The organism is Novosphingobium tardum, assembly GCF_042652045.1.
GTDB lineage: Bacteria > Pseudomonadota > Alphaproteobacteria > Sphingomonadales > Sphingomonadaceae > Novosphingobium > Novosphingobium tardum.
The window spans coordinates 16,502-41,956 of record NZ_JBHSDR010000008.1; the positions used below are offsets into that span (position 1 = coordinate 16,502).

At 63.5% G+C, this 25,455-nt stretch carries 23 protein-coding genes and 2 tRNA genes; 8 read left to right on the forward strand and 17 right to left on the reverse strand.

All coding sequences use genetic code 11. The annotated features are described in order from the left end of the window. Positions 1-74: 74 nt before the first annotated feature. Positions 75-1,382, forward strand: coding sequence for an SLC13 family permease (locus ACFO0A_RS14135; protein WP_379539687.1), 1,308 nt, complete (start codon positions 75-77; stop codon positions 1,380-1,382). An 80-nt stretch (positions 1,383-1,462) separates the two neighbouring features. Here ACFO0A_RS14135 and ACFO0A_RS14140 read toward each other — a convergent pair whose 3' ends face one another. The 3 genes from ACFO0A_RS14140 to ACFO0A_RS14150 are packed head-to-tail and all read right to left on the reverse strand — an operon-like array spanning position 1,463 to position 2,366. Further along, positions 1,463-1,726 (reverse strand): DUF5985 family protein, encoded by a 264-nt coding sequence (locus tag ACFO0A_RS14140; protein WP_379539689.1) that lies wholly within the window; start codon positions 1,724-1,726, stop codon positions 1,463-1,465. After that, a complete protein-coding gene (locus ACFO0A_RS14145) occupies positions 1,726-2,001 on the reverse strand; it encodes a DUF5985 family protein (RefSeq protein WP_379539691.1) in 276 nt (91 codons plus the stop codon). The genes ACFO0A_RS14140 and ACFO0A_RS14145 overlap by 1 nt, the downstream gene beginning before the upstream one ends. Before the next feature lie 2 nt (positions 2,002-2,003). Continuing rightward, positions 2,004-2,366, reverse strand: a complete 363-nt coding sequence (locus tag ACFO0A_RS14150; RefSeq protein ID WP_379539692.1) for a hypothetical protein — start codon at positions 2,364-2,366, stop codon at positions 2,004-2,006. A gap of 184 nt (positions 2,367-2,550) precedes the next feature. Here ACFO0A_RS14150 and purU point away from each other — a divergent pair, with 184 nt between their 5' ends. Beyond that, complete coding sequence (gene purU / locus ACFO0A_RS14155; RefSeq protein ID WP_379540020.1) at positions 2,551-3,426, forward strand: formyltetrahydrofolate deformylase; 876 nt, start codon at positions 2,551-2,553, stop codon at positions 3,424-3,426. A 56-nt stretch (positions 3,427-3,482) separates the two neighbouring features. Here the strand turns inward: purU and ACFO0A_RS14160 are convergent, their stop codons facing one another. Next, entirely contained in the window at positions 3,483-6,311 is a 2,829-nt protein-coding gene (locus ACFO0A_RS14160) for a DUF5801 repeats-in-toxin domain-containing protein (protein WP_379539694.1), read from the reverse strand. A gap of 544 nt (positions 6,312-6,855) precedes the next feature. Between ACFO0A_RS14160 and ACFO0A_RS14165 the strand changes: the two genes are divergently transcribed. After that, positions 6,856-7,419: a PilZ domain-containing protein gene (locus ACFO0A_RS14165; RefSeq protein WP_379539696.1), complete on the forward strand. Its 564-nt coding sequence runs from the start codon at positions 6,856-6,858 to the stop codon at positions 7,417-7,419. A 1-nt stretch (position 7,420) separates the two neighbouring features. Here ACFO0A_RS14165 and ACFO0A_RS14170 read toward each other — a convergent pair whose 3' ends face one another. The 9 genes from ACFO0A_RS14170 to ACFO0A_RS14210 all read right to left on the reverse strand — a co-directional run bounded on the left by ACFO0A_RS14170 (position 7,421) and on the right by ACFO0A_RS14210 (position 15,976). Then, positions 7,421-7,594 (reverse strand): hypothetical protein, encoded by a 174-nt coding sequence (locus ACFO0A_RS14170; protein WP_379539697.1) that lies wholly within the window; start codon positions 7,592-7,594, stop codon positions 7,421-7,423. 262 nt (positions 7,595-7,856) lie between these two features. After that, entirely contained in the window at positions 7,857-9,191 is a 1,335-nt protein-coding gene (locus ACFO0A_RS14175; protein WP_379539699.1) for a PQQ-dependent sugar dehydrogenase, read from the reverse strand. Then, positions 9,188-9,631, reverse strand: coding sequence for a DUF2231 domain-containing protein (locus ACFO0A_RS14180; protein ID WP_379539700.1), 444 nt, complete (start codon positions 9,629-9,631; stop codon positions 9,188-9,190). The genes ACFO0A_RS14175 and ACFO0A_RS14180 overlap by 4 nt, the downstream gene beginning before the upstream one ends. 96 nt (positions 9,632-9,727) lie before the next feature. Continuing rightward, positions 9,728-10,693 carry an oxidoreductase gene (locus tag ACFO0A_RS14185; protein ID WP_379539702.1) on the reverse strand — a complete coding sequence of 322 codons (966 nt, stop codon included), beginning with the start codon at positions 10,691-10,693 and terminating at the stop codon, positions 9,728-9,730. 74 nt (positions 10,694-10,767) lie between these two features. After that, positions 10,768-11,316 (reverse strand): VOC family protein, encoded by a 549-nt coding sequence (locus ACFO0A_RS14190; RefSeq protein WP_379539703.1) that lies wholly within the window; start codon positions 11,314-11,316, stop codon positions 10,768-10,770. Then, on the reverse strand, positions 11,313-12,416 hold the full coding sequence (gene hppD / locus ACFO0A_RS14195; RefSeq protein ID WP_379540021.1) for a 4-hydroxyphenylpyruvate dioxygenase: 1,104 nt from the start codon (positions 12,414-12,416) through the stop codon (positions 11,313-11,315). The genes ACFO0A_RS14190 and hppD overlap by 4 nt, the downstream gene beginning before the upstream one ends. Before the next feature lie 108 nt (positions 12,417-12,524). After that, on the reverse strand, positions 12,525-13,373 hold the full coding sequence (gene fghA, locus ACFO0A_RS14200; RefSeq protein WP_379539705.1) for an S-formylglutathione hydrolase: 849 nt from the start codon (positions 13,371-13,373) through the stop codon (positions 12,525-12,527). Positions 13,374-13,389: 16 nt separating this feature from the next. Then, positions 13,390-13,773 (reverse strand): VOC family protein, encoded by a 384-nt coding sequence (locus ACFO0A_RS14205; RefSeq protein WP_379539707.1) that lies wholly within the window; start codon positions 13,771-13,773, stop codon positions 13,390-13,392. A gap of 70 nt (positions 13,774-13,843) precedes the next feature. Next, entirely contained in the window at positions 13,844-15,976 is a 2,133-nt protein-coding gene (locus ACFO0A_RS14210; RefSeq protein ID WP_379539708.1) for a PQQ-dependent dehydrogenase, methanol/ethanol family, read from the reverse strand. A gap of 262 nt (positions 15,977-16,238) precedes the next feature. Between ACFO0A_RS14210 and ACFO0A_RS14215 the strand changes: the two genes are divergently transcribed. After that, the gene (locus ACFO0A_RS14215) at positions 16,239-17,135 is read left to right on the forward strand and encodes a dienelactone hydrolase family protein (protein WP_379539710.1); all 897 of its coding nucleotides are present in this window, start codon (positions 16,239-16,241) and stop codon (positions 17,133-17,135) included. 80 nt (positions 17,136-17,215) lie between these two features. Here ACFO0A_RS14215 and ACFO0A_RS14220 read toward each other — a convergent pair whose 3' ends face one another. Both ACFO0A_RS14220 and ACFO0A_RS14225 read right to left on the reverse strand, forming a co-directional pair. Further along, entirely contained in the window at positions 17,216-20,179 is a 2,964-nt protein-coding gene (locus ACFO0A_RS14220; RefSeq protein WP_379540022.1) for a TonB-dependent receptor, read from the reverse strand. 174 nt (positions 20,180-20,353) lie between these two features. Then, entirely contained in the window at positions 20,354-20,824 is a 471-nt protein-coding gene (locus ACFO0A_RS14225) for an Lrp/AsnC family transcriptional regulator (RefSeq protein ID WP_379539711.1), read from the reverse strand. A gap of 214 nt (positions 20,825-21,038) precedes the next feature. Here ACFO0A_RS14225 and ACFO0A_RS14230 point away from each other — a divergent pair, with 214 nt between their 5' ends. The 4 genes from ACFO0A_RS14230 to ACFO0A_RS14245 all read left to right on the forward strand — a co-directional run bounded on the left by ACFO0A_RS14230 (position 21,039) and on the right by ACFO0A_RS14245 (position 24,057). Continuing rightward, positions 21,039-22,730, forward strand: a complete 1,692-nt coding sequence (locus tag ACFO0A_RS14230) for a sensor histidine kinase (RefSeq protein ID WP_379539712.1) — start codon at positions 21,039-21,041, stop codon at positions 22,728-22,730. 65 nt (positions 22,731-22,795) lie between these two features. Next, entirely contained in the window at positions 22,796-23,797 is a 1,002-nt protein-coding gene (locus ACFO0A_RS14235; RefSeq protein ID WP_379539713.1) for a polysaccharide deacetylase family protein, read from the forward strand. 62 nt (positions 23,798-23,859) lie between these two features. Next, positions 23,860-23,936, forward strand: a tRNA-Ile gene (locus ACFO0A_RS14240). 44 nt (positions 23,937-23,980) lie between these two features. Continuing rightward, positions 23,981-24,057, forward strand: a tRNA-Pro gene (locus tag ACFO0A_RS14245). Between the two features lies 1 nt (position 24,058). On the opposite strand, the gene ACFO0A_RS14250 is transcribed toward ACFO0A_RS14245, so the two are convergent. Together ACFO0A_RS14250 and ACFO0A_RS14255 are read right to left on the reverse strand one after the other, a co-directional pair. After that, positions 24,059-24,703 (reverse strand): hypothetical protein, encoded by a 645-nt coding sequence (locus ACFO0A_RS14250; RefSeq protein ID WP_379539714.1) that lies wholly within the window; start codon positions 24,701-24,703, stop codon positions 24,059-24,061. Positions 24,704-24,795: 92 nt separating this feature from the next. Continuing rightward, complete coding sequence (locus ACFO0A_RS14255; RefSeq protein WP_379539715.1) at positions 24,796-25,434, reverse strand: glutathione S-transferase family protein; 639 nt, start codon at positions 25,432-25,434, stop codon at positions 24,796-24,798. Positions 25,435-25,455: the final 21 nt, after the last annotated feature.

The window sequence follows — 25,455 nt, forward strand, 5'->3', positions numbered from 1 at the left end:
ATCACGGAAGACGTGATGTTTGAACTTCCGTGCTCGCGGTTTGCCTTCCGTTGCCGCTTGCGCATAACGGCGCCATGAGTGCAAGCCAGTGGATCACCTTGGCGGTCTTGGCCGCAGTCGTTGCGGCGCTGATCCTGGACAAGGTTCGCTCGGACGTCGTTGCGTTGAGTGGTGCAGCGGTGCTGCTTATGACGGGTGTGGTTCGACCCATTGAAGTCGAAGCGGCTTTTGCGAGCCCGGCAATCATTGCCCTGGCTGCACTGTTCGTCATTGCTTACGCAATGGAACTGAGCGGCCTGCTGGATGCCGCCATTCGCATCGTCACGCGGCTGTGCAACCGCATCGGCAAGGCCGGCCTCTGGGTTCTGATCGGCCTGTCGGGCGGGGCCTCTGCTTTCCTGAATAATACGCCCATCGTCGTCCTCGCAGCGCCTGTGGTTCGCGATGTCGCGCGCACGCTCGGACTGTCTCCCAAGCGCTTTCTTATCCCACTGTCCTACGCCGCGGTTCTCGGAGGCTGTTGTACGCTGATCGGAACTTCGACCAACCTGCTCGTCAGCGACATGGCATCGGTCGGAGGCCAACCCCGGTTTGGAATCTTCGAGATCACGCCCGTGGGCGTGGCGGTGGCGCTGGCCGGAGGGCTTTATCTGTTCGTCTTCGGTGAGAGGTTGATCCGCGTAAACGACGGCGAAGAAGCTCCGGGCGGAGTGTCCGAGCTTGAGGAGCCCGGACTAACCGGTGCCCAAATGGGAAATGCACGATCGTTCGCCGAGCACTCACCTCTGCGGCCAGTGGCCGCTATCGCCTCGGCAGGCGTCTTCGTTTCGGTCGTCATTCTGGCAGCCCTGAATGTGGCTCCGATTGCAGCATGCGCTTTCGCCGGTGCGGTTCTGCTCATTGCCTGCAAGGTCATAACCGCCGACGAAGCTTACCGGGGCCTGCGCGCCGACGTTCTGATGCTGATCGCGGGCATGGTCGTCCTTGGCATCGCGCTCGATGTCACGGGCCTCGCAGGCTCGGTTACGAGAGACTTGGTCTCCTCACTCGGTGAACTGACCCCGCTGCTTGCCTTGGTTATCATCTACGGCGTCACTTTATTTGCGACGGAGCTGCTTTCCAACGCAACCGTCGCCGTCCTGTTCACGCCGATCGCCATCTCCCTGGCCGAAGCCTTTGGCGTCAGCCCGCGGCCTTTCTTGGTTGCGGTAATGGTCGCTGGCAGTGCGGCATTTGCCACGCCGTTCGGGTATCAGACCAACGCGCTGGTCTATCAACTCGGTGGCTACAGCTACATGGACTTTGTAAGAGTCGGCATTCCGCTCAATCTGTTGACCTGGGCGGTAGCTGTCGTCGCGATACAGGCGTGGTTTCCGTTCTAAAATCTAGTTGGTGGCTCTGTCACCAAGCAGGACTTAGACCTGGGTAATCTGACGAGGCGGGGCAGCTGAATGCAGATAGATCAGGTTCCGCGGTTCTTCCAGATGATCGCGCAGATGATGCTGGTGAACGCTACCAGGCGAATGAGGTAGATATAACTCTGATCCTCCTGCGCGATATTGGCAAAGACCTGCACCGCCTGACCCAATCCCAATATGGCGAAGGCGACTGCGAAGGCTACAAAGAGCTGATCACCTGTCTGGCGCCAAAATCTCAGGAAGAATACCGCTGCGAAGAGAAAGCCGAACGTGATCGCGCCGGATAAAAAGTCGATCATCGTCGCCATCATTCGGTTTCCGCATCCCAGATGAACCCCACAATCAGCACGGCAACGGCAGCTAAAGCCGTGAGAAGCCGGGCAATGCGCAGATTGGCGTCAGGGAAGACCAGCAGATCGAGCACTAGGAAAAGGTTGTTCGCTGCCAGAAATACAAAACATGCGGCGCTCCAGAGGAGCAGCCGGGCACCCGAGGAACGGTAGCTGCGCCCGAGAAGAAAAGCGCAGGCGCTGCTCGTGATGAAGCAAAGAATGTAGACAGCGGCTGGAAAAAACTCGTCCACCTTCAGTCCTTCAGCCGGAATGCATCAGAAAACGCCGTCAGGCCGCGGTTGGAGTAGGACACGATCAGCCGCCGCACCCGGTCGGGTCGGGAAGCGTAAAGTTCCTCTGTCTCCTCGACAAGGGCCGCAACTGCCGGGCTGACCGGCATATAGCGTATCATGGGTCCATCCGTCCCGGCGAGGCCAGCGGCCACGAGCTCTTGGCGCGCCTTTTCGACCACCGAGGAACTCGCGCGCATTTGCTCGACCAACTCCTCGGAGGATCTGGCAGTCGCTTCGCGTTTCAAAAGCAGAAGGAGTTCGAGCGCCCACACGGAGCGGAAGCTCGAGGTGATGAAGGTCGGGAGTTCGTCAGATGACGCCATGGCTGCCCGTAGCCGGGCCTCGTCCCGAAGATCAACCGCCGATGGGGGCGGAATCCGTTCCCTCGGCCGCTGCAAGCTGCAGACTGGGTCTTCAAGACGGAAAATGATACTGGATCGCGGCTATCGCGAAGATCGATACTATTTGGGCGTGGTGGTTGCGCATGGCGGCGACTAACGTTGCGTGATGATCAGCGCGACAGACCAGCCCTCCTACATTCTGACCCTCTCCTGCCTCGATCGGATAGGAATCGTCGCGGCGGTCAGCGGGCATCTGGCCAGTATCGGCGGCTTCATCCTGGACAGCCAGCAGTATGCCGATCTTGAGGCGGGGCGCTTTTTTCTGCGGGTCGAGTTCAAGGCGACGGGCGATGCATTTCCGGAAACGCTCGAGGAGCTGCGGGCCGGATTCGCTCCGATTGCCGCAGAGTTCGACCTGACTTGGGAGCTGCAGTCGTCCGCGCACAGGCCCAAGCTGCTCATCGCGGCTTCAAAAAGCAGCCACTGCCTGAACGATCTCCTGCATCGTTGGCAGACGGGTAACCTGCCCGTCGATATCGTCGGCGTGGTTTCAAATCATCCCGACCTGCGCAAGCTGACCGAGTGGCACGGGATAGCCTATCACCATCTACCGGTAGGAGCGGCCGATCGCCCGCAACAGGAAGAGAAGCTTATCGCCCTCTTGCGCGAAACCGATGCCGACTATCTCGTGCTCGCCCGTTACATGCAGGTCTTGTCCCCCCGGGTCGTCGACCAATTGGCGGGGCGATGCATCAACATCCACCACAGCTTCCTGCCGAGCTTCAAGGGCGCGCAGCCATATCGCAGGGCACATGAGCGCGGGGTCAAACTGATCGGCGCCACGGCGCACTTCGTAACGGGAGAGCTGGATGAGGGCCCAATCATCGAACAGGATGTCGAGCGGGTGGATCACCGCTCGACCGAGAAGGATCTGATCAGGATTGGACGCGACGTCGAAGCCAGGGTTCTAGCGCGTGCGGTCCGCTGGACGGCAGAGCGGCGGGTCTTCCTGAACGGCATTCGGACAGTCGTGTTTCGATAGGGGCCCTCAGAGCCGGTCGAGCGCACCATTGCTGACGCGCTCGACCGGACTGAACCTTACACGACCGGCATCGCTGCCATCAGCAGCGAGTGATCGTCGAGCGGCGCTATGCCCGCAGGGGCGATGTCGGCGGGCGCGAAGCCCAGTGTCGGATAGACGCCGTCGTTATTGCCGTCGATCGCGACGCTGAAGCTCGCGTCGGTGAAATCATGATCGCCATCCTCAAGCCGGACGCTGAAGTCGAGCGTCAGGTCGTTCGGAGGCTGGATGATCGTGATGTCGCCGAGGCCGATCTTCAGCGCAGGACCACTGACCTTCGTGACAGTGATGAAGTCGATCAGGTCGTCAGCGTGTAGTCCGATGGGATCGATCGTCAGAGCCGTGTTCTTCGGCACCGTCTGGCTGTAGGTCAGTGGCGCCAGATTGGGATCGTGGAAGTCGATCTCAATCTGATAGGTCGACGCCTTCGCAGACTTAGTCCCGATGACCAGGCCAAGGACCGGCAGCAACGCATCGTCCGATCCGTGAAGGCTGAAGATCATCGATTCCCCGGCATCCAGGTTGCCATTCTTCACGCCGACAAACCCGTTGCTCTCATTGATATTGCCGGGCTCTCCATCGATCAGGACATAGTTCCCGGTGGTATCCGTCGTTCCGACTTCGATGCTTCCGGTGTCCGGCCCTCCCGCCTTGATGTCGGTGACATCAAGCATGGACGACGTGCTGGCAATCGGACCGGTCAGGGTGAACTGGTAGTTGCCGTCCTGGTCGATAGTCAGCGTGTAGAGTTCGGCGGACGGGTTCGGGCCGCTGCCGTCGCTGTCATAGTATCCGGTGATGCCGGAACTGGTGGTAACGAAGGAGAAGCCGTCCGTATCGGGCGCGCTCAGTATGCTGAAGCTGTAGGGCGCGTCGTTGCCGGGATCGAGCCCGAACGAGCTCGAATCCGAGGCATTGTCCACGTTGGCAACCTGCAGGTCGTTGGGCGTCGGATTGTTCGGATCCTGCGGCGTGATGACGGGGTTGTCGTCGGTAATGGTGAAGGCGAGACCGATATTCGCCGTTGCCGAACTGGTGTCGGCGTTCGCCCCCTCGGAATCGTGGACGGTCGCGGTGAGCGTGACGTAAGTCTCACTCGCAAAGCCGACCACCGTGTCGGTGAGAGGGTCGCTCTTGTCATGGAAGACCGCGCGCGCCTGTTCGAGCGTGACCTCGCCCGTCAGCGCGTCGCAACTGATCGTCATGACGATCAAGCCGCCCGCGTCAGCCGCGCCGCCGGCCGTGCCCACCCGGCCGACCACAAGATCGGTTCCGTCGGGACCGGCACCTTCCTCGAGGAAGAGAAACACTTTCTGGCCCGTCTCGGTATCGAGCAGGCCGCTGTCGGTGCCGTCCACGCTCCCTACCTTGTAAGTCACCGAACCCTCACCGTCCGGGCCGAAGTCGGGTGTGCCGAACAGGGTCGAGAAATCCTGCGAGGCCGGGGTGTTAAGCTGGGAATCCGCCACTGACAGCGAAACCGTATCTGTCGAAGGCGCGATAGACGGTCCGCCATCTTCGAAGATCACGTGCGAGCCGAGTTCGACGTAGCCCGTGTCGGTTCCGCCAACCAGCGTCGTCACGTGGATCTCGCCCACGTCGAAGGTGCTGGGCCCGCTGCCGTTGTAGGTGTTGGTGATCACGAAGCGATCGAAGGGAATGTTGTCACTGGTGAACTTGACCTGCTCGCTAGCCAGAAGCCCCGTGACCTTGACGCCCAGTCCGTCGGCCACAATCGTCCCGCCGCGAGCAACGAAATCGGCGGTGATGTCCTGGTCCGCAGCGTTCAGGACACGCACGTCCTCCGCGTCGATCTCCACCGCCGATCCCTGGTCGCTGATCGCCTTGGTCGGGAACAGGGTTCCCTGGTAATCGGCTGAGTCAGGCCCGGCTCCGTCGGTGTCCTCGTCCTGGAATGCGAAGACGCTGACCGTCGCGGCCTTGTTGGTGGGGTTCAACTGGTCGATCTCGAACGTCGCAGAGATCGCGTTGGCATGCGCGGTGTAGTGAATATTCGCCGCGTCCTTCACGAAGGTGGAAGTCAGGGCGCCGCTCGTATCCAGTCCGGAGACGATGTCGATACGGATGGATTCGTTGGGATCGACGTGCTGCGCGTTGGTGCCGAGACCCTGCACGCTGACGTTGACCGTACCCACCGTGTTTCCGGCAAATCCGGTTATCAGGAGCTGGACCGTGTTCGCGCCGGACGTCGGAACGACGGGCGCAAAGGCATCCTGGCCCGACTTCACGCCGCTGAAATTCTCGAACGGCACTTCGGTTGCGGTGTTGAAGTTGTAGCCGAGATAGACGGTGCCGAGCAGGTCGAGCGTATCGACGTCGAAGTTCGACGTGTCAGCCTGATCGTGGACAAGCGGGGCATAGACGACCAGCCCAAAATCGAGGTCCGTCACGATCCCGGCCCCGTCCTTCGTTTCGTTGAGCATCAGCACGAAGGCGATGTCGCCCGAAGGATCGTCGCCGATCCGGCCGACAATCGCATTCGGGTTGATCTGGCTGGTGTTCGGATCGACCGCGGCAAACAGATAGACGGTTGTGGTTCCGACCTTCAGTTCGGTCGCGATGCCGGTCGTCGTCGAGAACGCGGCGCCCGTGCTGCTGGCGGTCAGGAAATAATCCGTGACCTGTTGGTCGGTCACGACGAAGCCGCTGTCGTCCTTCTCCGCATATTGCGGAAAGCCGGTGTACCCGGGCGTCGGCAATGGAAGCGTGCCCAGGCCCGCGAGAACGGCCTGCATGCTGGTTGAAAACGCGCCGACATCGTCGTCGTTGTCGTCGATGAGGAAACCTTCGTCATAAACAAAGGTGCCGTCGATCTGCAGAGCCATCTGATCTCTCCCACATCACGCGGGCTGCAGACGCGCGGAAACGCGCGAGACTTGCCCGCTAGAGTCACGACCCCGAATGCGACCCTGCCGGGTGGCGCGGTCGCGCGATTCACTGATGCATGGGTGTGCCCGCCACGACGGACCTCGCCCCTACTCGCTCTTGCGAGGGCTGGTCGGTGAACGGGCCGTAAGCGGGTCCAGGGGTCAGTCGACGCTTGAGCTTCGAAATGTCCGGTGGGCCGGATCTGGGACAACCTGAATTGCGGAAACTGCGGCGATCATCGCGCGATGTCAACAACGAGTTAGGTTAACGCGCTTGACAAGAAGCAAAGGTTTGAATCGCGATATTAATTGATTCGCCAGTCCGCCCCAGGAAGCGCTCATCACGGCGACTGACGGCGAACCGGGGGAAAACGACTCGCAAGGCGTTCGTGTCCGCTGCCAACATTTTCGACGCTCGCCACTTTCGGAACTCCATCCCACTCCCAGCATGGTTGACTGCGTTCTAAAGCTTTGGCGGTTTCTTTAGCCGATTTTAACGACGATGCTGGATGATGGCACGATGGCGCGCCCCAATGTCCAGATGAAGATGCTCGGCCATGAGCGGCGCGCGTTTGCGCGCGATCAGGTTGCGATTTCCGCGCGTCTGGAACTTCCCAGCGGCGGTCGCACCGTCCTGATCGTCGATCTGACCGATCGCGGCGCGCGTCTTCAGCTCGATCGGCCGCCCCCCGCCGGCGCGCCCGCCGTACTGAAGTGGGAATCGCGCGTCTGCTACGCCACCGTGATCTGGTCGGAGGAACAGGCGTGCGGCCTGCAGTTCGAACAGATCCTTCCGAAGGCCGTCGTCGCCGAAGTCACCCCGCAGGAGGCGCCGCGGATCAAGCCCGTTGCCGCACTCGACAAGATTCGCATTGGCGCAAGGCGCGGAGACGGCCGGTCGCGGGTGCCGGTGCTGGGGGCGCTGGAACCCGGTTCCTATGCTTGGTCGGTGGTCCTGCGGCGACCTGGCGGTTCGACGACGCAACGGCTTTCGGCGGCAGAGGAAATGTTCTTCTACGGCGCGCCCAATGCACACCTGGTCAGTTACGAGCAGCGCTTCCGTTAGCTCAGCGCGCCGCCGGCTCAGGGCTTTCCATCGAGACGAAGCCGGGCGTGGGCGAGGCCTTGCGCACCGGCAAATCCGCCAAGCTGATGCGAACCACATAGTCGGGTCGGGCACCGCTGCTGGAACACGACGCAACCGCCAGGGCTCCGAGCAGTACCGTTGCAGCCAGCTTCATCCCATCGCCACCTTTCCGGCTGTTCGATCCGCGCCCTGCGCCGGTTTTGCATCCCCATGGTTGATTTGACGTTAAATCGGCCCTCCAGCGACAATTTCTTTATCCTATAATCTGCTTTGCCGCACGATATTGTCGCAAACGTACAAGTTTCGCGGCCGCGAACGCGCTACGGAGTGGTCGTGGAGTCTTTACTGCGACCCGAAGGCTCAACGGACGGCGGCCCACCTCGGTGGGTCGCCGTTTTTCATGTCATGGCCGCTCGCTAGCGTACCGCCGAGACGGTTCTTGCCGCCGCTGACGGCGTAACTCGCCAGATCACATTGCCGACATCGTCGGCGACAAGCAGCGCACCGCCTCGATCGAACGCCACGCTGACCGGGCGACCGCGGGTGTGGCCGTCCTTGCCGAGGAAGCCGGTTAGGAACGTCTCGACCTTCCCTGCCGGTTTTCCGCCCGCAAACGGGACGAAGGCGACCTGGTAGCCACTTGGCACGTTGCGGTCCCAACTGCCGTGTTCGCCGATGAATGCGCCGTTGGCGTAGTGCGCCGGGAACGCCGGGAAGCTGTTGAACGCAAGGCCGAGTGCCGCAACGTGGGCACCAAGAGCATAATCGGCGGGAATGGCTTTGGCGACCATGTCGGGCCGTTCGGGCTTTACCCGGATATCGACATGCTGCCCGTAGTAGCTCCACGGCCAACCATAGAACGCTCCCTCGCGCACCGATGTCATGTAGTCGGGAACCAAGTTATTGCCGATTTCGTCGCGTTCGTTAACCACGGTCCACAACTGGCCAGTGGCAGGCTGGAAGGTCAGTCCGTTGGGGTTGCGTAGGCCGGTGGCGAACGGCCGCGACGCGCCGGTCACCGGGTCCACCTCCCAGATCTGCGCGCGCTGGTATTCGGCACCGATCCCGCGCTCGACGATGTTGCTGTTCGAACCGATACCGACATACAGCTTGCTGCCATCGGGACTGGCGGTAAGGCTCTTGGTCCAGTGATGGTTGACCGGCCCGCCGGGAAGCTCGGTGACGAGCGATGCCGGACCGGCGATCCGCGTCTGTCCCACGGTGAACGGATAGCGCATCACCCGGTCGGTCTCCGCCACGTAGAGCGTGTTGCCGACCATGGTAATCCCGAACGGGGAGTTCAGCTTGTCGATCAGGACCGCTTGCTGATCGGCCTTGCCGTCGCCGTTGCTGTCTCGAAGCAAAACGACGCGATTGCCCGGCTTAACCGGACTGTGCGCCTTGCCGATAACCATACCGTAGATGATGTTCTTTGGGCGCAGCACGTTCTCGGTCCCCGGACCACCGGACTCGACCGCAAGCACGTCGCCGTTCGCCAGGGGCAGGATATTTCGCGGCCCTTTCAAGCCGCTCGCGAACGCAGTCACCACGAAGCCCGGCGGAGCGGTCGGCGCTTCACCCGCCTTCCAGCCCACCGGCGTCGCGATCTTCATCGGCGGGAAAAGGTACTGGATCGGATCGGGCAGGACAGGTTGACCGCCAGTCTGCGCCTCTGTCGTCCCCACGTTATGCGAGCAGGCGGCAAGCACCAATGCGGCGGCAGTCGCACCAAGGGCGAGGCGCGCCTTCACGGCCGTGCTCCGACGTGACGATAGGCCATTCGGTGTCCCAGGAAGCCTGTAACGACCATCAAGGCCACGGTTACAATCGAAAGAATGAGACCTGTCGGCACTACCGAAGTCCACCCATCGCGCGCGTGGACAAAGTTATTCACCAGCGCGACGGCCATCAGCAGGGCGTTGCCCCCGAGATGCCACCATCCGATGGAAGGTCGCGGCCGGGGGCCTGACAGGAAATCGACAAGTCCGAACAGACCCGCGATGACAGCCATCAGCAGCCCGAAGGCGAGCAGCCATTGCGAGAAGTTCGTCCACTGAATATCGGCCGACTTGGCGTAGGTGATGTCGGTCAGCAGCGCGCCCGTGAAGCAGGCAATCGGAAACGGGACCAGCATTGCATGGATCGGCACTCCGCCAATCGACGCGCGAGGCCTAATCGGATTTGCTTCCATGTAATGCCTCGCGCTTTGCGTTGCCGGACTGTCGAGGCCCAAACGTGCGTCGAGGAATAAGGTTGCAATCGGGCGACCGGCAGGCGCTTTGACGGACTAGGTCGCGAACGTGATGCCCGTCATGCTTTCGGAAACAGCCCACAAGCGTTCCGCCAGCGCAGCGTCGCGAACGTGCGGGTGCACTCCCTGATAGGGCGGCTGCCCCTCCATCCATGGGGCCGAAATGTTGCAATCGGCGCAATAGACGCCGCCTTTGCCTTCGAGCAGCGGCGAGACCGCACACCACACGCTGGTCGCCGCGCCCTGCTCGACGGTCTTGAACAGCGGGTTGGGCTTGCCGTCCTTGTCGTACCAGCCCATCGCCACCTGCTCTTCGTGGGGAAGATGGCGCTGGAGCGGGGTAAAGATGCCGCCAGGATCGACCGCAAACGCGTGAACGCCGTGTTCCGCCCCCCGCCGGTCGAGCTCGAGCGCGAACAGCGCATTGGCAGACTTGGCTTGGCCGTAGGCGGTCCATTTCTCGTACTCGCGCGAGGCGAAGTTGAGATCATCTAGATCGAGCCCGTTGCGGGCGTGCCCGGATGAAGACAGCGCTACCACCCGCGCGCCGTTGGCCGCCTTGAGCAAGGGCCAGAGCCGGGCGGTCAACTGGAAATGGCCGAGGTGGTTGGTGGCGAATTGGCTTTCGTAGCCGCGCGCATCGCGCGTCAGCGGATTGGCCATGACCGCCGCGTTGTTGATCAGGATCGCGATCTTCGGCGTGATAGCCTCGACCTCTCCAGCGAACTCATCGATTGAACCCGGGTCGCCAAGATTCAGTGACAGGATCGTCACGTCGCCCTGCACCTCTGCTAGATCGCGGCCCGCCACTTCCGGACGACGGGCGCCGACGATGACGGCCGCTCCTGCTTCGGCAAGGGCGCGGACGGTTTCGAGGCCCAATCCCGAATAGCCGCCGGTAACGACCGCCACTTTGCCGGTCAGGTCAATGCCCGCAACCACCTCGCGCGCGGTCGAGCGATAGCCGAACGGCGATGCGACTGGTTCCTGCAGAGTGATCATCGGGGGGCTTCCTCATGCTGCACGTTCGGGGTGCAGCATGGGTGCGTCGATCGGGACTGGCAAGCGCGGCGAGATTACTCGTTGCTGGCCGCGTGCAGCCAATCGGCGTGGCGCGGCGCCTTCTTCGTCTGGCTCCACTCGTCAAGCATCGGCTGGGCAACGCGCTTCAGCTCGGCATATTGCTCGTCAGTCCCGATATCGGCCGCCAGTTCGATGCGGTGGCCGTTGGGATCGAAGAAGTAGATCGACTTGAAGATGCCGTGGTGCGTCGGGCCGAGCACGTCCACGCCCTCGCCCTCGATATGCGTCTTGGCCGCGAGGAGGGCATCGAGATCCGGCACGCGGAAGGCCATGTGCTGGACCCACGCGGGGGTATTCGGGTCCCTGCCCATTTCGGGCTGGTTGGGCAGTTCGAAAAACGCGATCACGTTGCCGTTCCCCGCATCGAGGAAGACATGCATGTAGGGATCGTATTCACCGGTCGACGGGACATGATCTTCGGCAAACGCGGTGGTGTAATCCATGCCCAATACGCGGCGGTACCAATCGACTGTCTCGGCGGCATCGCGGCAGCGATAGGCGGCATGGTGTATCCCGCCCAGTTTGACCGGATGCCCGGTCATTCCGCCGGCTCCGCTTCGACCGCCAGAGCGCCTCGGCGAATCTGGTCGGCCTCCATCGATTTGAAAAGCGCGGTGAAGTTGCCATTCCCGAAGCCTTCATCCTTCTTGCGCTGGATGAATTCGAAGAACACCGGTCCGATCTGCGCCTGCGCGAAGATCTGGAGGAGAAGGCGCGGGTCGCCGTTATCGGTCGATCCGTCGAGCAGGATTCCGCGCGATTGGAGATCGGCGACCGGCTCGCCATGGCCCGGAAGCCGATCCTCGAGCATTTCGTAATAGGTGTCGGGCGGCGGGGCCATCAACGGCACTCCCAGCGCCTTCAGGCGATCGATGCAGCTGATAAGGTCGTCGCAGATGAGCGCGATATGCTGGATGCCCTCGCCGTTATAGGCGCGCAGGAACTCGTCGATCTGGCCGCGGCCGCCGGCGCCTTCCTCGTTCAGGGGAATGCGGATCTTACCGTCGGGCGCGGTCATCGCCTTGCTGGTAAGGCCGGTGTACTCGCCCTTGATATCGAAGAAGCGGATTTCGCGGAAATTGAAGATCCGCTCGTACCAGCTGGCCCAGTGATCCATCCGCCCGCCGTAGACGTTGTGCGTCAGGTGATCGATCATGCTGAAGCCTGCGCCGACCGGATGGCGATCAGCGCCCGGCTCATAGACGAAATCGATGTCGTAGATGCTGAGATCGTCGGCCCCGCCGGCCTCATAGCGGTCGATGAGATATATGATCGACCCGCCGATTCCCCTGATCGCGGGAAGCCGGAGTTCCATCGGGCCTGTCGCAACTTCGACCGGCTCGGCGCCCCGCTCCAGCGCGCGCTCATAGGCCATGCGGGCATCGCGGACCCTGAATCCCATGCCGCAGGGCGAGGGGCCATGCTCCGCCGCGAAATAGGCGGCCGGGCTTTTCGGTTCATAGTTGGCGATCAGGTTGATGCCGCCCTGCCTCCACAGGTCGACGTCCTTCGACCGGTGGCGGGCGATGCGGGTGAAGCCCATCGCGGCGAAGACAGGCTCGAGCAGCCCCTTTTCCGGTGCACAGAATTCGACGAATTCGAAGCCATCGAGGCCCAACGGGTTGTCGAACAGGTCGGTCATTGCATCCAGGCCCTTTTGCAGCACCGCATTATGTGGTTTCAATTGAAACCTTATCGGCAGCAGGGCCCGAAATGTCAAGCGCGACGGCGGCGAACCGTCGCGGTCGAGCTATGTGGCGAGCCGCCGTGCATGCCACGCCAGGTGGTCGGCCATGAACGTCGAGATGAAGTAATAGCTGTGATCGTACCCCGCCTGCATTCGCAGGGTCAGCGGTTGCCCGGCCTGGTCGCACGCGGCCTTGAACAGTTCGGGCCGAAGCTGCTCGGCAAGAAATGCGTCGGCGCTGCCCTGATCGATCAGGATTTCTCCGCTTCGCGCCCCGCTCTCAACCAGCGCTACCGCATCGTGCGCGCGCCAGGCGGTGCGGTCTTCGCCGAGGTAGCCCGAGAGTGCCTTTTGCCCCCAAGGCACCTGCGACGGCGCGACAATTGGCGCAAACGCCGAGATCGAGCGGAACCGCTCGGGGTACGTGAGGCCCAGCGTCAGCGCCCCGTGGCCTCCCATCGAATGACCCATGATCCCCATGCGGGCGAGATCGAGCGGGAGCGACGCGGCGAGGAGCTGAGGAAGCTCGTCCGCGACGTAGCTCCACATCCGGTAGTTTGTGGCATACGGCGCCATTGTCGCGTCGACATAAAACCCTGCGCCGAGGCCGAAATCGTAGGCGGCGGCGGGATCGTCGGGCACGGCCTCGCCGCGCGGACTCGTGTCAGGGGCGATGAAGATCAGCCCAAGCTCGGCGCAAGCCGCGCGAAATTCTCCCTTCTCGGTGACGTTGGCATGCGTGCACGTCAAACCTGACAGGTAGATCACCGCGGGGAGCGAAAGCGCGTTCTGGGCCGCGGGGGGCAGGAAGACCGAAAAGGTCATCTCCGTCCCCGTCGCGGCCGAGACGTGGCTGCAGACGCGCTGGATACCGCCGTGAGCGCGCGATTCCGAGAGCGTCTGCAAGGTCATTCAGGAGATACGCGGATTACTTCGGCATGCGGTGCAGCGCGCACAGCTTGTTTCCATCGGGATCGCGCAAATAGGCGAGGTAAAGGTCGCCCATCCCGCCACTGCGCACGCCCGGCGGATCCTCGATGGCCTTGCCGCCCGCCTCGACTCCGGCCTTGTGCCAGGCGTTGGCCTGCTCGGGTCCGTCGACAGCAAAGCCGATGGTCATACCGTTGCCGTGCGTCGCGGCCTGGCCGTCGATCGGCGGAGTTACGAGGAACAACCCGCCGTTGTGCATGTAGATCAGGCGGCCCTTGTCGTCCTTGATCCCGGGCTTGCCGCCCATTGCGCCGAACAGGTGGTCGTAGAATTTCTTGGACCGGTCGATGTCGTTGCTGCCGACCATCATGTGACTGTACACGTCAATTCTCCCTTGCTTCGGTTGCTTCCCGCCACCCGTATCTCGGCGGCTTGCGCGGTCAACCCGCGCGTTATCCTGCCGGCTTGCCCGATGAAGTCGCGCCGGGTTTGGGCGTGGCAGATGTTACCGCGCCGGGAGCGGCCTTGCCTTCCAGCGCCTTGTCCTCGTTCGCCCGCTTGATCACGTACTGGCGAATGTTCTCGATCTGCTCGCTCGAGAAATTGGCTGCCCAGCCGACCATTCCCATATCCTTCAGCACGCCGTCGTGGACGATCTGCTGCCAGAGCTGCGGATTGGACAGTGCCGCGGAATGGCGCAGGTCGGGGTTGAGCCCACCCGCCACAGCTGAATCGCCGTGGCACACGCTGCAGCTGTTCTGGTAATGCATCGCGCCATCCGAAACCTGCGCCTCGGTGCCGGTGAACGGCGGCGGATCAAGCACGCGCTGCGATTCCGGCGGAGCAGCGGGAAGTGTACCCTTCGCGCCAAGCTTGAAGACGAGCAGGCGGCTGATGTTGCGGGTGGAACCGGACTTGCTGGCCAGCAGGCCGGGCGAAACGTCCCACACCCCGCCCCATCCGACCAGGATCGCGACATACTGCTCGTTGCCGATGGCGTAAGTCATCGGTGCCGCAAGCACGCCGGTCTGCACGGGGAACTTCCACAGTAGCTTGCCGGCATCCGCGCTGTAGGCCCGGAATTCGCCACCGGCAGTGCCCTGGAAGACGAGGTTGCCCGCAGTCGCCAGCGTACCGCCGTTGGTCGGCCCGGCATACTGCACCGTCCAGCGCGGCTTGCCTGCGATCGGGTCCCACGCGATCAGCGAGCCGGTTGACCCTGCCAGCGCCGCGGCACGCGCCGCAGGGTCGGCGGGCAGTCCCATCTTCGCGGAATCGAGGCCGAGCTGGAAGCCGAGCTTCGACGGCTTCCAGTCCTTTGCCGCCGCATTGTAGGGCTGCGCAGCCTGGTTGGCCGGAATGTAAACGAGGCCGGTCTTGGGGCTGTAGGACATCGGCGTCCAGCTGTGCGCGCCGATAGCACCCGGCATGCCGATCCACGGCTTGCCGGTCTGTTCGTACTTCGCCGCCGGGTTCACGTTGGGACGGCCCGTCACGGGATCGAGGCCGCTGGCCCAGGTCACGACGGCGAACGGTTTGCCCGAAAGGAACTGACCCGTCTTCGCGTCGAGGATGTAGAAGAACCCGTTCTTGGGTGCATGCATCAGGACGCGGCGCGGGGCGCCATTCCACTGGATCGTGGCCGCGATGATCTGCTGGTTGGAGTCGAAGTCCCAGCGGTCTTCAGGCGTCTCCTGGTAATGCCAGACATATTCGCCGGTATCGGGGTTCACCGCGACGATCGATGCCGTGTAAAGGCTGTCGCCGCCCTCGCTTCCCCGCGCCGCGGGGTTCCAGGGCTCGGCGTTGGCAGTGCCGAAATAGACGAGATTGGTGGTCGGATCATAGGTGATCGAATCCCACACCGTGCCGCCGCCGCCGCGCTTCCACCACTCGCCCGCCCAGGTCTTGGCCGCCGCTTCTAGATGCTTGCCCTCGAAGGGCTTCGACGGATCGCCGGGCACCGTATAGAACCGCCAGGCTTCGTTCCCCGTCTTGGCGTCGTAGGCGGCAAGATAGCCGCGCGTTATGTATTCGGCGCCGGCGGACCCGATCAGGACCTTGCCCTTCACGATCCGCGGCGCTCCTGTAATCACCATCGGCGAACCTTCAGGCGTGGTCTTCTTGTCCCACACCACCGCCCCGGTCTTGGCATCGAGCGCGACAAGATGCCCGGCGAGCGTGCCGACATAAATCTTCCCGTCATAGATCGCGACGCCGCGGTTGACCGCATCGCAGCACACGTTGACCAGCACCTCGCGCGGGACCTTGGGATCGTAGGACCACAGAAGCTTGCCCGTCGTGGCATCATAGGCCTTCACCATGCTCCACGCGGTCGAAACGTAGAGCTTGCCGTCGTGCATCAGCGGTGTCGCCTCCTGCCCCCGCGCCGTATCCATGTCGGCGCTCCAGGCAAGGCCGAGCTGGCCGACGTTGGTGTCGTTGACCGCGGTCAGAGGGGAGAAACGCTGCTCGTCGTAAGTGCGGCCATAGCTGAGCCATTCGCCCTGGTTGGCGTCGGCGGCCACGAGCATCGCATCGTCGACACCCCCGCTTGCAGAGGCGGTGGTGGATGTTCCGCTCATGTTGCAGCCAGCCAGAAGCGCGACAGCCGCGAGCGCGATCGCGCTGCCCATAGTCCTACCAAACATCGAATCTCTCCCGCTCCGGCGTTGTCCCGGTTGGAGCGCACTCTTCGCGCGGATTCCAACCTTTGCAAGCCCTTCGACATGTCCTTCGCTGGTTTCCGGGAGCATCGGATAGCGAGCTAGGCCGGACACCGGCTTGCCCGCTCGAAACCGCGCGCTATCGTGCCGTGCACGAGGGGCGAGCGAAGGGAACAATGGCATGTGCGATGAACATACCGAAGCCGAGGACGCCGCCTGGCTCGAACGCAATCCGATGTCCCGCCGACAGTTCGGCGGTACCGCCGCAGCCCTGGCCGCAGGCTTCGCCGTGACCGGAACCATGGCGGGCTGCATGACCCGCAGCACGCACGACGACCCGGCGGGCCTGACCGAGGAAATGGTCAAGATCACGACACCCGACGGCACCGCCGATGCCTACTTCGTGCATCCGGGCGGTGCGCCGCGTCCCGGCATCATCATATGGCCGGACATCGGCGGGCTGCGCGATGCGTTCAAGACCATGGGCCGCCGCCTTGCCCAGGCGGGCTATGCGGTGCTCGTCGTCAACCAGTACTACCGCAGCAAGGTCGCGCCCGTGCTCGCGCCGGGCCAGTCGTTCTCGACGCCCGACGGCCGCGCCGCGCTCGAACCGATGATCGCCAGGATCGATCAGGCCGGAACATTCCGGGACACGCAGGCCTTCGTTGCGTTCCTCGATGGCCAGCGCGCGGTCGATACCAAGCGCAAGATCGGCACCGTGGGCTACTGCATGGGGGGAATGATGGTCGTCCGTTCCTGCGCGGCGTCGCCCGATCGCGTCGGTGCGGGAGCATCCTGCCACGGGGCAAACCTCGTCACCGACAAGGCCGACAGCCCGCACAAGCTCATCGCGCAAAGCAAGGCTTCCTATCTTTTTGCAATTGCCCAGAACGACGATCAGCGTCAGCCCGAGGCCAAGAAGGTGCTGCAAGATACCTGCGCGGCGGCCGGCCGCCCGGCGGAGATCGAGGTCTACCCCGCCCAGCATGGCTGGTGCACGATCGATTCCAAGGTTTACGATCAGGTTCAGGCCGAGCGCGCGTGGTCGCGGGTTCTGGCCTTGTTCGCGAAACTCTGAACGCTTTTCATCTTCAAAAGAAAAGGCCCCCGGAAGCGGACTTTCGGGGGCCTTTCTTCAGGCTCGAAGAAGCTCGAACCTTAGAACTTGAAGCCCGCCGCGATGCCGTAGCGGCGCGGTTCGAGAGTGAAGATATTCGTGAACAGGCCCGACGACTGGTCGGTCACGTAAAGGCCGGTAGTCGCGTTGCTGTCGAACAGGTTCTGCACGAACCCGCGGACGAAGAAGCGATCTTCGGGCGCGTTGAGCTGGATCTGGGCATTGACCTGCGCATAGCCCGAGATCTTGTTGATGTGGCCGTTGAAGATGTTGCCGAAGCTGTCGCCGGTATAGGCCAGGTCGACCCGCGGGACGAGCTGGTAACCGTTGCCGAATTCGGCGGTGTACTGTGCGCCGGCCGACCACTTAACGTTGGGCGCCTGCGGCAGCTTGTTGCCCTTGATGTTCACCGCGACGCCTGCCGACAGGACCTGGAACGGGAGAGTTCCGTTCGCGGCCGTGCCGAAACCGGCCGCCAGCGCTGCCGATGGTGCGATCGCCGAAGCGGCAAGCGCCTGGCAGACGCTGTACGCGCCGGTTGCCGTAAGCCCGCTGTTCGACGGGAAGGCGGTCGGCGCACGCAGCCCAAGCGCCCCGTTGACGGCGCCGACAAAGGCGTTCGTCCCGGCGGCGTTGCCCGCAACGGTCGGGATGACCGCGCAGTTCGAGCCATTGGTGATGTCCTTGATGATCACCGCATCGGCCCGCCCGCCCGAAGGATCGCGCGGGTTGGACAGGAACTTGTCGCTGACCACCTTGGTGTTGAGGTAGCTGAAGCCCATGTTTACCGCGAAGTTGCGCGAGGGACGGACAATCGCTTCGGCTTCGAGGCCGTAGATTCGGGCATCGACGTTGTCATTGACCGAGGTCCGGGCGACGATCCGGCTGAGCTGGAGCGCCTTGTAGTCATAGTAGAACGCGGTGACGTTGAGCTGAAGCGCGCTGCCGATCTGGTTCTTCGAACCGATTTCGAAAGCGTTGACCGTCTCGGGCCCGAACGTGGTCGGAACCGCGAAGATCGGCGACAGCGGCGGGTTGATGCCGCCCGACTTGTACCCGCGCGAGTAGGAAACGTAGACCAGGTTGTCTGGAGTGACCTGATAGTCAAGGACGGCGCGGCCGGTGAGACGACCGAAGCTGACCTTGTTGTTCTGGTAGGACTGGATGCCGGCCAGCGTGCTGTCGAAATCCAGGGCCGCGTAGTTCAGGGCCTGGGTAAAGTCGGTCGCGGCGTACGGCACGATCGCCGAGGTGGTCGCGTTTCCGACGACGCCCGAAGTCCCCTGGGCGTTCGTGACCGTAACCGGCTTGCCCGAGTCACCGAACAGGGTGGTGCGCGCGCTCACCGACTTGGCATCGTGGTTGTAGCGCAGGCCGACCGTCAGCTTGAGCTGGTCGGTGAACTGGAAATAGGTTTCACCGAAGATGCCGTAGGACTTCAGGCGGAAATCCTTGGTGTTGTTCCGATAGAACGGCGTGCCCAGGTATCCGATGTTGCCCGTCGCCAGGCCGCCGACGACACCCGAGAAATAATCGAGGCCGAACGCGTTGACGTAGTAGTCGACGTTGGTTGCCTTGGCATCGACGTAGCTGCCGCCGAGCAGGAAGTTGAACATCCCGTCGAACGAGCTGTCGACGATCAGTTCACCGGCGTACTGGCGATCCTTGGCGATCGAACGGTCGAAGTCGAGCGCCGTCGCGGCGCAGACCGACTTGCCGCCGAAGGCGCCGACGCCGTTCGGATCGGAAGCCGAGGTGCAGAGCTGCCCGCCGGGACCCGAGGGGAACAGCGCAGCCGCGACCTTGGGAATGGTAGCCGCCACGACCGCGAACGGCGTGCGGTTCGTGTATTGGCCAACGGCGAGGTTGTAGTCCTGCTGCGAGTCGACGAACGACTTCTTGTAGATGCCCGAAAGCGAAGCGGTGATGTCGCTGAAGTGGTGCTCGATCTTGGCGCTATACTGCTCTTCGGTCGTCTTATAGGTCGGGTTGAAGTCGGTGTAGACCTGCCGCTTGTCGGCCGGGTTGATATTGCCCGCCTGGGTGTAAGTGTCAGGCCCGTAGATCGAGCCGAGACCATAGGCCGCGCCCGCAGCAGCGCTGCCCAGGATGATGCCGAGGCCCTGCTGTGACGTCAGGACTGCCGCCAGGGTCGAGTTGCCGTTGGTGGTCTCGTAGGCGAGGCTGTCGGGAAGGCAGCCCAGCACGCCGGTCGGATCGCGATGGCAGAGCTGCTTCTGGATGCGGGCGCGATTGTCCTTCTCATGGAAGTAATAGCCCATGAGGTCGACCGTCGTGTCCGAGGTCGGCTCCCAGCGCAGCGAGCCGCGCACCGCGTAAAGGTCGCGGCCGTCCACCTTTTTGCCGTCGTAGAGGTTCTTGGTGTAGCCGTCGCGGTTCAGGTAGGTCCCGGCCACGCGCAGACCAAGCGTCTCGCCGATGGGCAGGTTGAACATGCCCTTGCCCTTGATGCTGTTGTAGTTGCCGTATTCGGCCTCGCCAGAAGCATGGATCCCGGTCAGGTCCGGCTTGGCGGTGATGAAGTTGATCACGCCCGAAGTGGCGTTACGGCCATAGAGCGTGCCCTGCGGTCCGCGAAGGACCTCGATGCGCTCGAGGTCGAAGAATTCGGTTTCGAACAGGCGGGTGCCCAGCACCGGCTGGTCGTTGACGTGGATGCCGGTCGCCGCGTCGCAGGTCGTGCCCACGCACAGGTCGCCGATGCCGCGGATGGTGAAGCTGGACCCGGTAAAGTTGCCCTTCGTGAAGGTCACGTTCGGCAGCGTGAGCTGAAGGTCCGACGAGTTCTTGATCTGCTGCGATTCGAGCGCCTGGGCGCTGAAGGCCGACACCGCGATCGGCACGTCCTGCAGCGACTGGGACTGACGCTGAGCGGTAACGATGATCACGTTGGGATCGGCCTGCGCGTCGCTTTGCGCATCCTGCGGAGCCGTCTGTTGCGCATAGGCAACACCCGCGCCCATGCCGCCAAGGGCCACCGCCATGGCCGAGGTGGTCCCGGCAAGGCGCATGAATTTCCTGATATAAGTGGTGTTCACAGCTCTCTCCCCAAGATTTTTTGTATCGTTGTTTGAACGTGAAACTAGCGGCTAATTACAATCCTGCAAGTAGCTAATCGCACGATTAAATTGCGCCGCAATGCAGCATTCCTGCGGGATTCACTCCCCGTCCAGAGGGACGCCAGGCAATTGCTTGGCCGTGCGGATGGTCAGCGAAGTCTTGACGCTGGCGACGTTCGGCGCCGGGGTCAGCTTGGACGTGAGGAATTCCTGAAAGCTCTGCAGGTCCTTGCTCACGATCTTGAGGATGAAATCGATCTCGCCGTTCAGCATGTGGCACTCGCGCACCTCGGGCAGGGTCCGCATGTGCTCTTCGAACTGGCGGAGGGATTCTTCCGCCTGGCTCTTCAGGCTGACCAGCGCGAAGACCGAGATGGCGAAGCCCAGGCTCGATGGATCGAGGTCCGCATGGTATCCGCGAATGACGCCGGCATCCTCAAGCGCGCGGACCCGGCGCAGGCAGGGAGGCGCCGTAAGCCCTACCCGCTGCGCCAGTTCGACGTTGGTGACGCGCCCCTCGTCCTGCAATTCAGCCAGCAGCCGCCGGTCGATCTGATCCAGGTTGGCCATGCGATGCTTTCAATCCCGATTAGTGCCCAGCCCACATGCTGCGCTACGCGGCAATTTTCCACAACCCTTTCGCAATGTATCGCTAATATTATTGTGTCGAACAGCGATTGTCCCACATTGCGACGCAAGCACCGCGGCACTGGCCAGCACTTTGGCGCAAGTTATGGCAAAACCTGGCCACCATTGTTCCCCTTAACCGGACAGATTTGCGCTGATGATCGTCGACGACCGCCTCGAGACTGTGCTCCGGACGCTGCCGGCAAGCCGGGCCTCGGCGCGCATCCAGTATCGGCAGCTCATCGACCTGCTCGGCCGTGAACTGTCATGGGCGGGACTTCCGATTCAGGCGACCCAGCGCCTTGACGCGCTGGCGGCGGACCTGTCGGCGACAGATCGGGCGGAAATACTGCGTGCGGCACGCGGGAGCCTGCGCAATCCCCTGCTCATTCGTCATCTAGTCGAGGCGGAACCGGCGATCGCTTCGGCGGCGGTTGCTTCTGCCCGGCTCGACGATTCGACTTGGGCCAGCCTCATTCCCGATCTCCCGGTAACGGCGCGCGGCTTTCTGCGTCACCGCACCGACCTCGGCCCCAAGACGGCGGCCGTCCTGCGCCAGCTCGGAATCGGCGACCTCGTCCTGGCGCAGCCGGAGGCGGAGGCCGGAGAACGCCACGAGGCCGAGGTGCTCCGCCACCCCCGCGCAGCGGCGCGCGCGCCGCGCGACGACGGCATCGGGGCTCTCGTCCGGCGGATCGAGGCTTTCCGCCGCAGCCGTGAGGAGGCCCAGCGCACGAGCGCAGCAGGCGGGCTGCTTGCGGGCGATCCGCGGCTGCCGCTTTCCGATGCGGCGGGCGAGGCTCCTCCCGTCCCTCTCGCCATCCTCTTCGCGTGCGATTCGCGCGGGACGATCACCTGGGCGCAAAGCGAATCCGCGCCCATGCTGGCTGGTGCCGTGCTTGGCGCCGCTTCGACCGACGCGCCCGTGGCCTGCGATGCCGCGAGCGTACGGGCCCTGCGCGAACGGCGCGTCGTTCGCGCAGGCCGGGTCACGATCACCGGCGCGGCTGCGATCACCGGGGCCTGGCGGCTCGACGCAACGCCGCGGTTCGATGCCGAGACCGGCCAGTTCGTCGGTCATGCCGGAATCCTGCGGCGACCGTCCCAGCGGGATCTACAACCGGCCGTGCCATCCGCGCATGATCGGCTGCGGCAGCTACTCCACGAGCTGCGCACGCCGATCAACGCCATCCAGGGCTTCGCCGAGTTGATCCAGCAGCAGCTTTTCGGCGCGGTCGCGCATCAGTACCGCGCCATGGCCGCAAGCATCGCCGCCGACGCCGCGCAGATGCTGGGAGGTTTCGATGAAATTGAGCGGCTGGTGAAACTCGAGACCGGCCGCAACGAGGACATGGGCGGCGTGTGCGACCTCGCCGCGATAACCCAACGCCTGGTGGGTCAACTCGGCCCGACGCTCGACCAGCGCGGCATCCACATCGCCTTCTCGCACCCAGCTTCCCTGCCCGCCTCGCTCGACCCGGACGAGGCGGAGCGCTTGGTCTGGCGGCTTGTCGCCACTCTCGCCGGCGCGGCCCAGCAGGGAGAGACCTTGGCTGTCGACGGATCGCGGGACAGAGGCATCATTACCATACGCTTCGCCCTCCCCACGGCGCTTGCCGCGCTAGATGACAGTGACCTCTTCGCCGTGACGCCGCCGGCCGAAGGCGTTTCGCTCAGCGCGGGAATGCTCGGCCGCGGTTTCGCCCTGCGCCTTGCGGCCGCCGAGGCGCGCGGGGCGAACGGTTCGCTCGACCGCGAGGGAGCGCAGATTTGTCTGCGCCTTCCCGTCGCCGATCCCGACACCGAGGCGGACTTGACCGGCCGTAGCGATGCCCATAGCCGTCGTTGAGAGGCAGGCGCCGACGACGCACTAAGCTGATCCGAAGCGCCAGCGCCAACTCGGAGCAGCCGCGCGTGCGCAAGCCTGACCTTACCGCGCCGCCCCGACCCGCCGACCTCGTCCGTTTTGCGCCTGATTTCGGCCAGCGTTTCATCCTCAGCGTCGATGTGGAGGAAGATTTCGACTGGGATGGCCCGCTTGCGCGATCCAGCCACAGCCTCGACAGCCTTCCTCGCCTCGCCAAGTTCCAGCAGTTTTGCGAAGGCTTTGGCGTCGCGCCGATCTATCTGGTCGACTTTCCGGTGGCGAGCGCGCCGCTTGCCGCTGAAATCCTTCGCGAACCGCTGGCTGCCGGACGTGCTGAAATCGGAATCCAGCTCCACCCCTGGGTCAACCCGCCTCACACCGAAGAGGTCAACCAACGCAACAGCTACGCCGGTAATCTGCCGCTAGAGCTGGAACGGGCGAAGTTCCGCAAGCTGCGCGACACGATCGAGACGAACCTCGGCGCAACTCCGCAAATCTACCGCGCTGGTCGCTACGGGGTGGGTCCCAATACAGCAGCGATGCTCAGCGACGCAGCGATCGCGATCGACACCTCGGTCCGGGCGCGGTTCGACTATTCCGCGGATGGTGGCCCCGACTTCCGCGACCACGGTATCCATCCATGGTGGGTTGACCGGCATGGCGGCCTGATGGAGCTGCCGCTCACGACCATTTACTGGGGCATCCTGCGCAACCAGGGGCCGTATCTCCATCCCGCGCTCTGGCGCGCGCCGCGTCTGCGCGGGCTGCTAGCGCACCTGGGCCTTCTCCAACGCATACCCCTGAGCCCTGAAGGCGTGACAAAAGAGGAGGCCCTGGAAGCGATCGACATCGCGATCGACGAGCAGGCGCCGATCCTCAACTTTTCCTTCCACAGCCCGTCGCTTCTGCCGGGAAGCACGCCTTACGTCCGCGACGAGGCGGATCTCGATGCGCTCTACGACTGGTGGCGGAGCTGTTTCGGCTATCTCGCGCAGCGCGGGATCCGGCCGGCGAGAGTCCGCGAAATCATGGCAGCGGTGCAGCTTTAACGGCAGGACGACGCTTGCCAGCCGCTTCCGCCGTGGGTAACGCGCCCGACGTGAACCGCTGGGGGCCTGTAGCTCAGTTGGTTAGAGCTGGCCGCTCATAACGGCTAGGTCGCGGGTTCGAGTCCTGCCGGGCCCACCACCGCCCAGCCGGCGAACCGGCGGGCCACCGCGGAGAACGAGTGTCGGGGAGTAGCGCAGCCTGGTAGCGCATCTGCTTTGGGAGCAGAGGGTCGCAGGTTCGAATCCTGTCTCCCCGACCACTTACCGAATATCGAAGCTCAACAGCGTGAAGCGCGCGGGGGCGGTCGTGAATACGCCGTGTCCGCGCCTTGCGGACGAGCCGAAGACCACGCCGACCTGGTCGGTTTCCGCCAATGCCGCCGCGAATGCGTCGGGATTCGATCCGGCGGGAGCGCCCTGGACCGAGGTCCAGCCGGGGTCTGACAGGCTTACACTGATTTCCTGGACACCCGGCGATAGCGTGCGGATGGCGCTTGCCGGAGCATACCAACGGAAGTGCTCGAAACCGCGCTTTCCGCTCCAGTTATCGCCGCCACGCTGAAAGTAGAGCGACACGGTTGCTGGTGCTTCGGGGTTGTCCTGCGCGACGAACCCCGTGCCCGGAGCGGCATCGACCCGATAGCGAACGACGATGCGCGAGGCGCCCTCCAACGGGCCGGTGCGGTAGGTTACGTAGTCGACATGCCCGCTGCCGGGAAACTCGAACGACCAGCCCCGGGCCGCCGGCGTCGGCGACGGAGGCATGTTCACCGAATAGTTTTGGCCCCGGATCACCGGACCGATCTCCCACGCCTGGGCCGGCTGCCGCGCGATGTCTTCGGCCGAGGCCGCGGCCCCGCCCAGGACGGCAAGCGCCGCACCGACAATGACCTGAATCTTGCGCATCCGAAACTCCTGCTGGAACAGGCGTTTGCTTAGACAATACGAAGTGTCGGCGCGCTGAACGGCGCTGTTATGCGGCGGCAAGCTGACCCGGGTCAGTCCAGCTTGGGCGACATCCCCGGCTCGGCCCAGGCCATCGCCCGCTGATAGGCGGGACGTGCGCCGATCCGCTGGAGATAGGCCTTTACGTTCGGCCATGCGTCGATCGAAACATCGCGGAACGCGCGAGAAGTCGTGAGGCAATAGACCATCATGATGTCAGCGGTCGTGAGTTGGCTGCCGCCGAAGAACTCAGCCTCGCCCAGTCGATGCTCGATCATTTCCCAGCCGCGGCGATTGCGGTCGCCGACAAAGCCCGACGCGGCGCTTTCCGCGTTGCCAGACATCGTCAAGACGAGCTGCATCATCAGCGTGGCCATGAAGGTTCCGTTCGACCAGTGGAACCAGAACAGGTGGTCGGCAAAGTCCGGATGGTCGGGCGAAGGGGCCAGCCGCCCGCCGCCGTGCTTGGCATTGATATAGTCGCAGATCGCTCCGCTCTCGCCCAGGACGAGATCGCCGTCGGTGATCACCGGCGCGATTCCCATCGGGTGAAGCGCCTTGTACTCGTCGGGCGCGAGACGGTTGTCGGCGCGCCGGTCATAGACCTTCAGTTCGTAATCAAGGCCGAGCTCCTCGCAGAGCCAGACGATACGTTCGGACTGGGAGATGCCGAGATGATGGACGGTAAGCATGCGGACAATCCTTGCTAAGGC

Coding starts and splice junctions, on each gene's coding strand:
- ACFO0A_RS14135 (WP_379539687.1), top strand. CDS start 75: ATGAGTGCAAGCCAGTGGATCACCTTGGCGGTCTTGGCCGCAGTCGTT.
- ACFO0A_RS14140 (WP_379539689.1), bottom strand. CDS start 1,726: ATGGCGACGATGATCGACTTTTTATCCGGCGCGATCACGTTCGGCTTT.
- ACFO0A_RS14150 (WP_379539692.1), bottom strand. CDS start 2,366: ATGGCGTCATCTGACGAACTCCCGACCTTCATCACCTCGAGCTTCCGC.
- purU (WP_379540020.1), top strand. CDS start 2,551: ATGATCAGCGCGACAGACCAGCCCTCCTACATTCTGACCCTCTCCTGC.
- ACFO0A_RS14160 (WP_379539694.1), bottom strand. CDS start 6,311: ATGGCTCTGCAGATCGACGGCACCTTTGTTTATGACGAAGGTTTCCTC.
- ACFO0A_RS14165 (WP_379539696.1), top strand. CDS start 6,856: ATGCTGGATGATGGCACGATGGCGCGCCCCAATGTCCAGATGAAGATG.
- ACFO0A_RS14170 (WP_379539697.1), bottom strand. CDS start 7,594: ATGAAGCTGGCTGCAACGGTACTGCTCGGAGCCCTGGCGGTTGCGTCG.
- ACFO0A_RS14180 (WP_379539700.1), bottom strand. CDS start 9,631: ATGGAAGCAAATCCGATTAGGCCTCGCGCGTCGATTGGCGGAGTGCCG.
- ACFO0A_RS14185 (WP_379539702.1), bottom strand. CDS start 10,693: ATGATCACTCTGCAGGAACCAGTCGCATCGCCGTTCGGCTATCGCTCG.
- ACFO0A_RS14190 (WP_379539703.1), bottom strand. CDS start 11,316: ATGACCGGGCATCCGGTCAAACTGGGCGGGATACACCATGCCGCCTAT.
- hppD (WP_379540021.1), bottom strand. CDS start 12,416: ATGACCGACCTGTTCGACAACCCGTTGGGCCTCGATGGCTTCGAATTC.
- fghA (WP_379539705.1), bottom strand. CDS start 13,373: ATGACCTTGCAGACGCTCTCGGAATCGCGCGCTCACGGCGGTATCCAG.
- ACFO0A_RS14210 (WP_379539708.1), bottom strand. CDS start 15,976: ATGAGCGGAACATCCACCACCGCCTCTGCAAGCGGGGGTGTCGACGAT.
- ACFO0A_RS14215 (WP_379539710.1), top strand. CDS start 16,239: ATGTGCGATGAACATACCGAAGCCGAGGACGCCGCCTGGCTCGAACGC.
- ACFO0A_RS14220 (WP_379540022.1), bottom strand. CDS start 20,179: ATGGCGGTGGCCCTTGGCGGCATGGGCGCGGGTGTTGCCTATGCGCAA.
- ACFO0A_RS14225 (WP_379539711.1), bottom strand. CDS start 20,824: ATGGCCAACCTGGATCAGATCGACCGGCGGCTGCTGGCTGAATTGCAG.
- ACFO0A_RS14230 (WP_379539712.1), top strand. CDS start 21,039: ATGATCGTCGACGACCGCCTCGAGACTGTGCTCCGGACGCTGCCGGCA.
- ACFO0A_RS14250 (WP_379539714.1), bottom strand. CDS start 24,703: ATGCGCAAGATTCAGGTCATTGTCGGTGCGGCGCTTGCCGTCCTGGGC.
- ACFO0A_RS14255 (WP_379539715.1), bottom strand. CDS start 25,434: ATGCTTACCGTCCATCATCTCGGCATCTCCCAGTCCGAACGTATCGTC.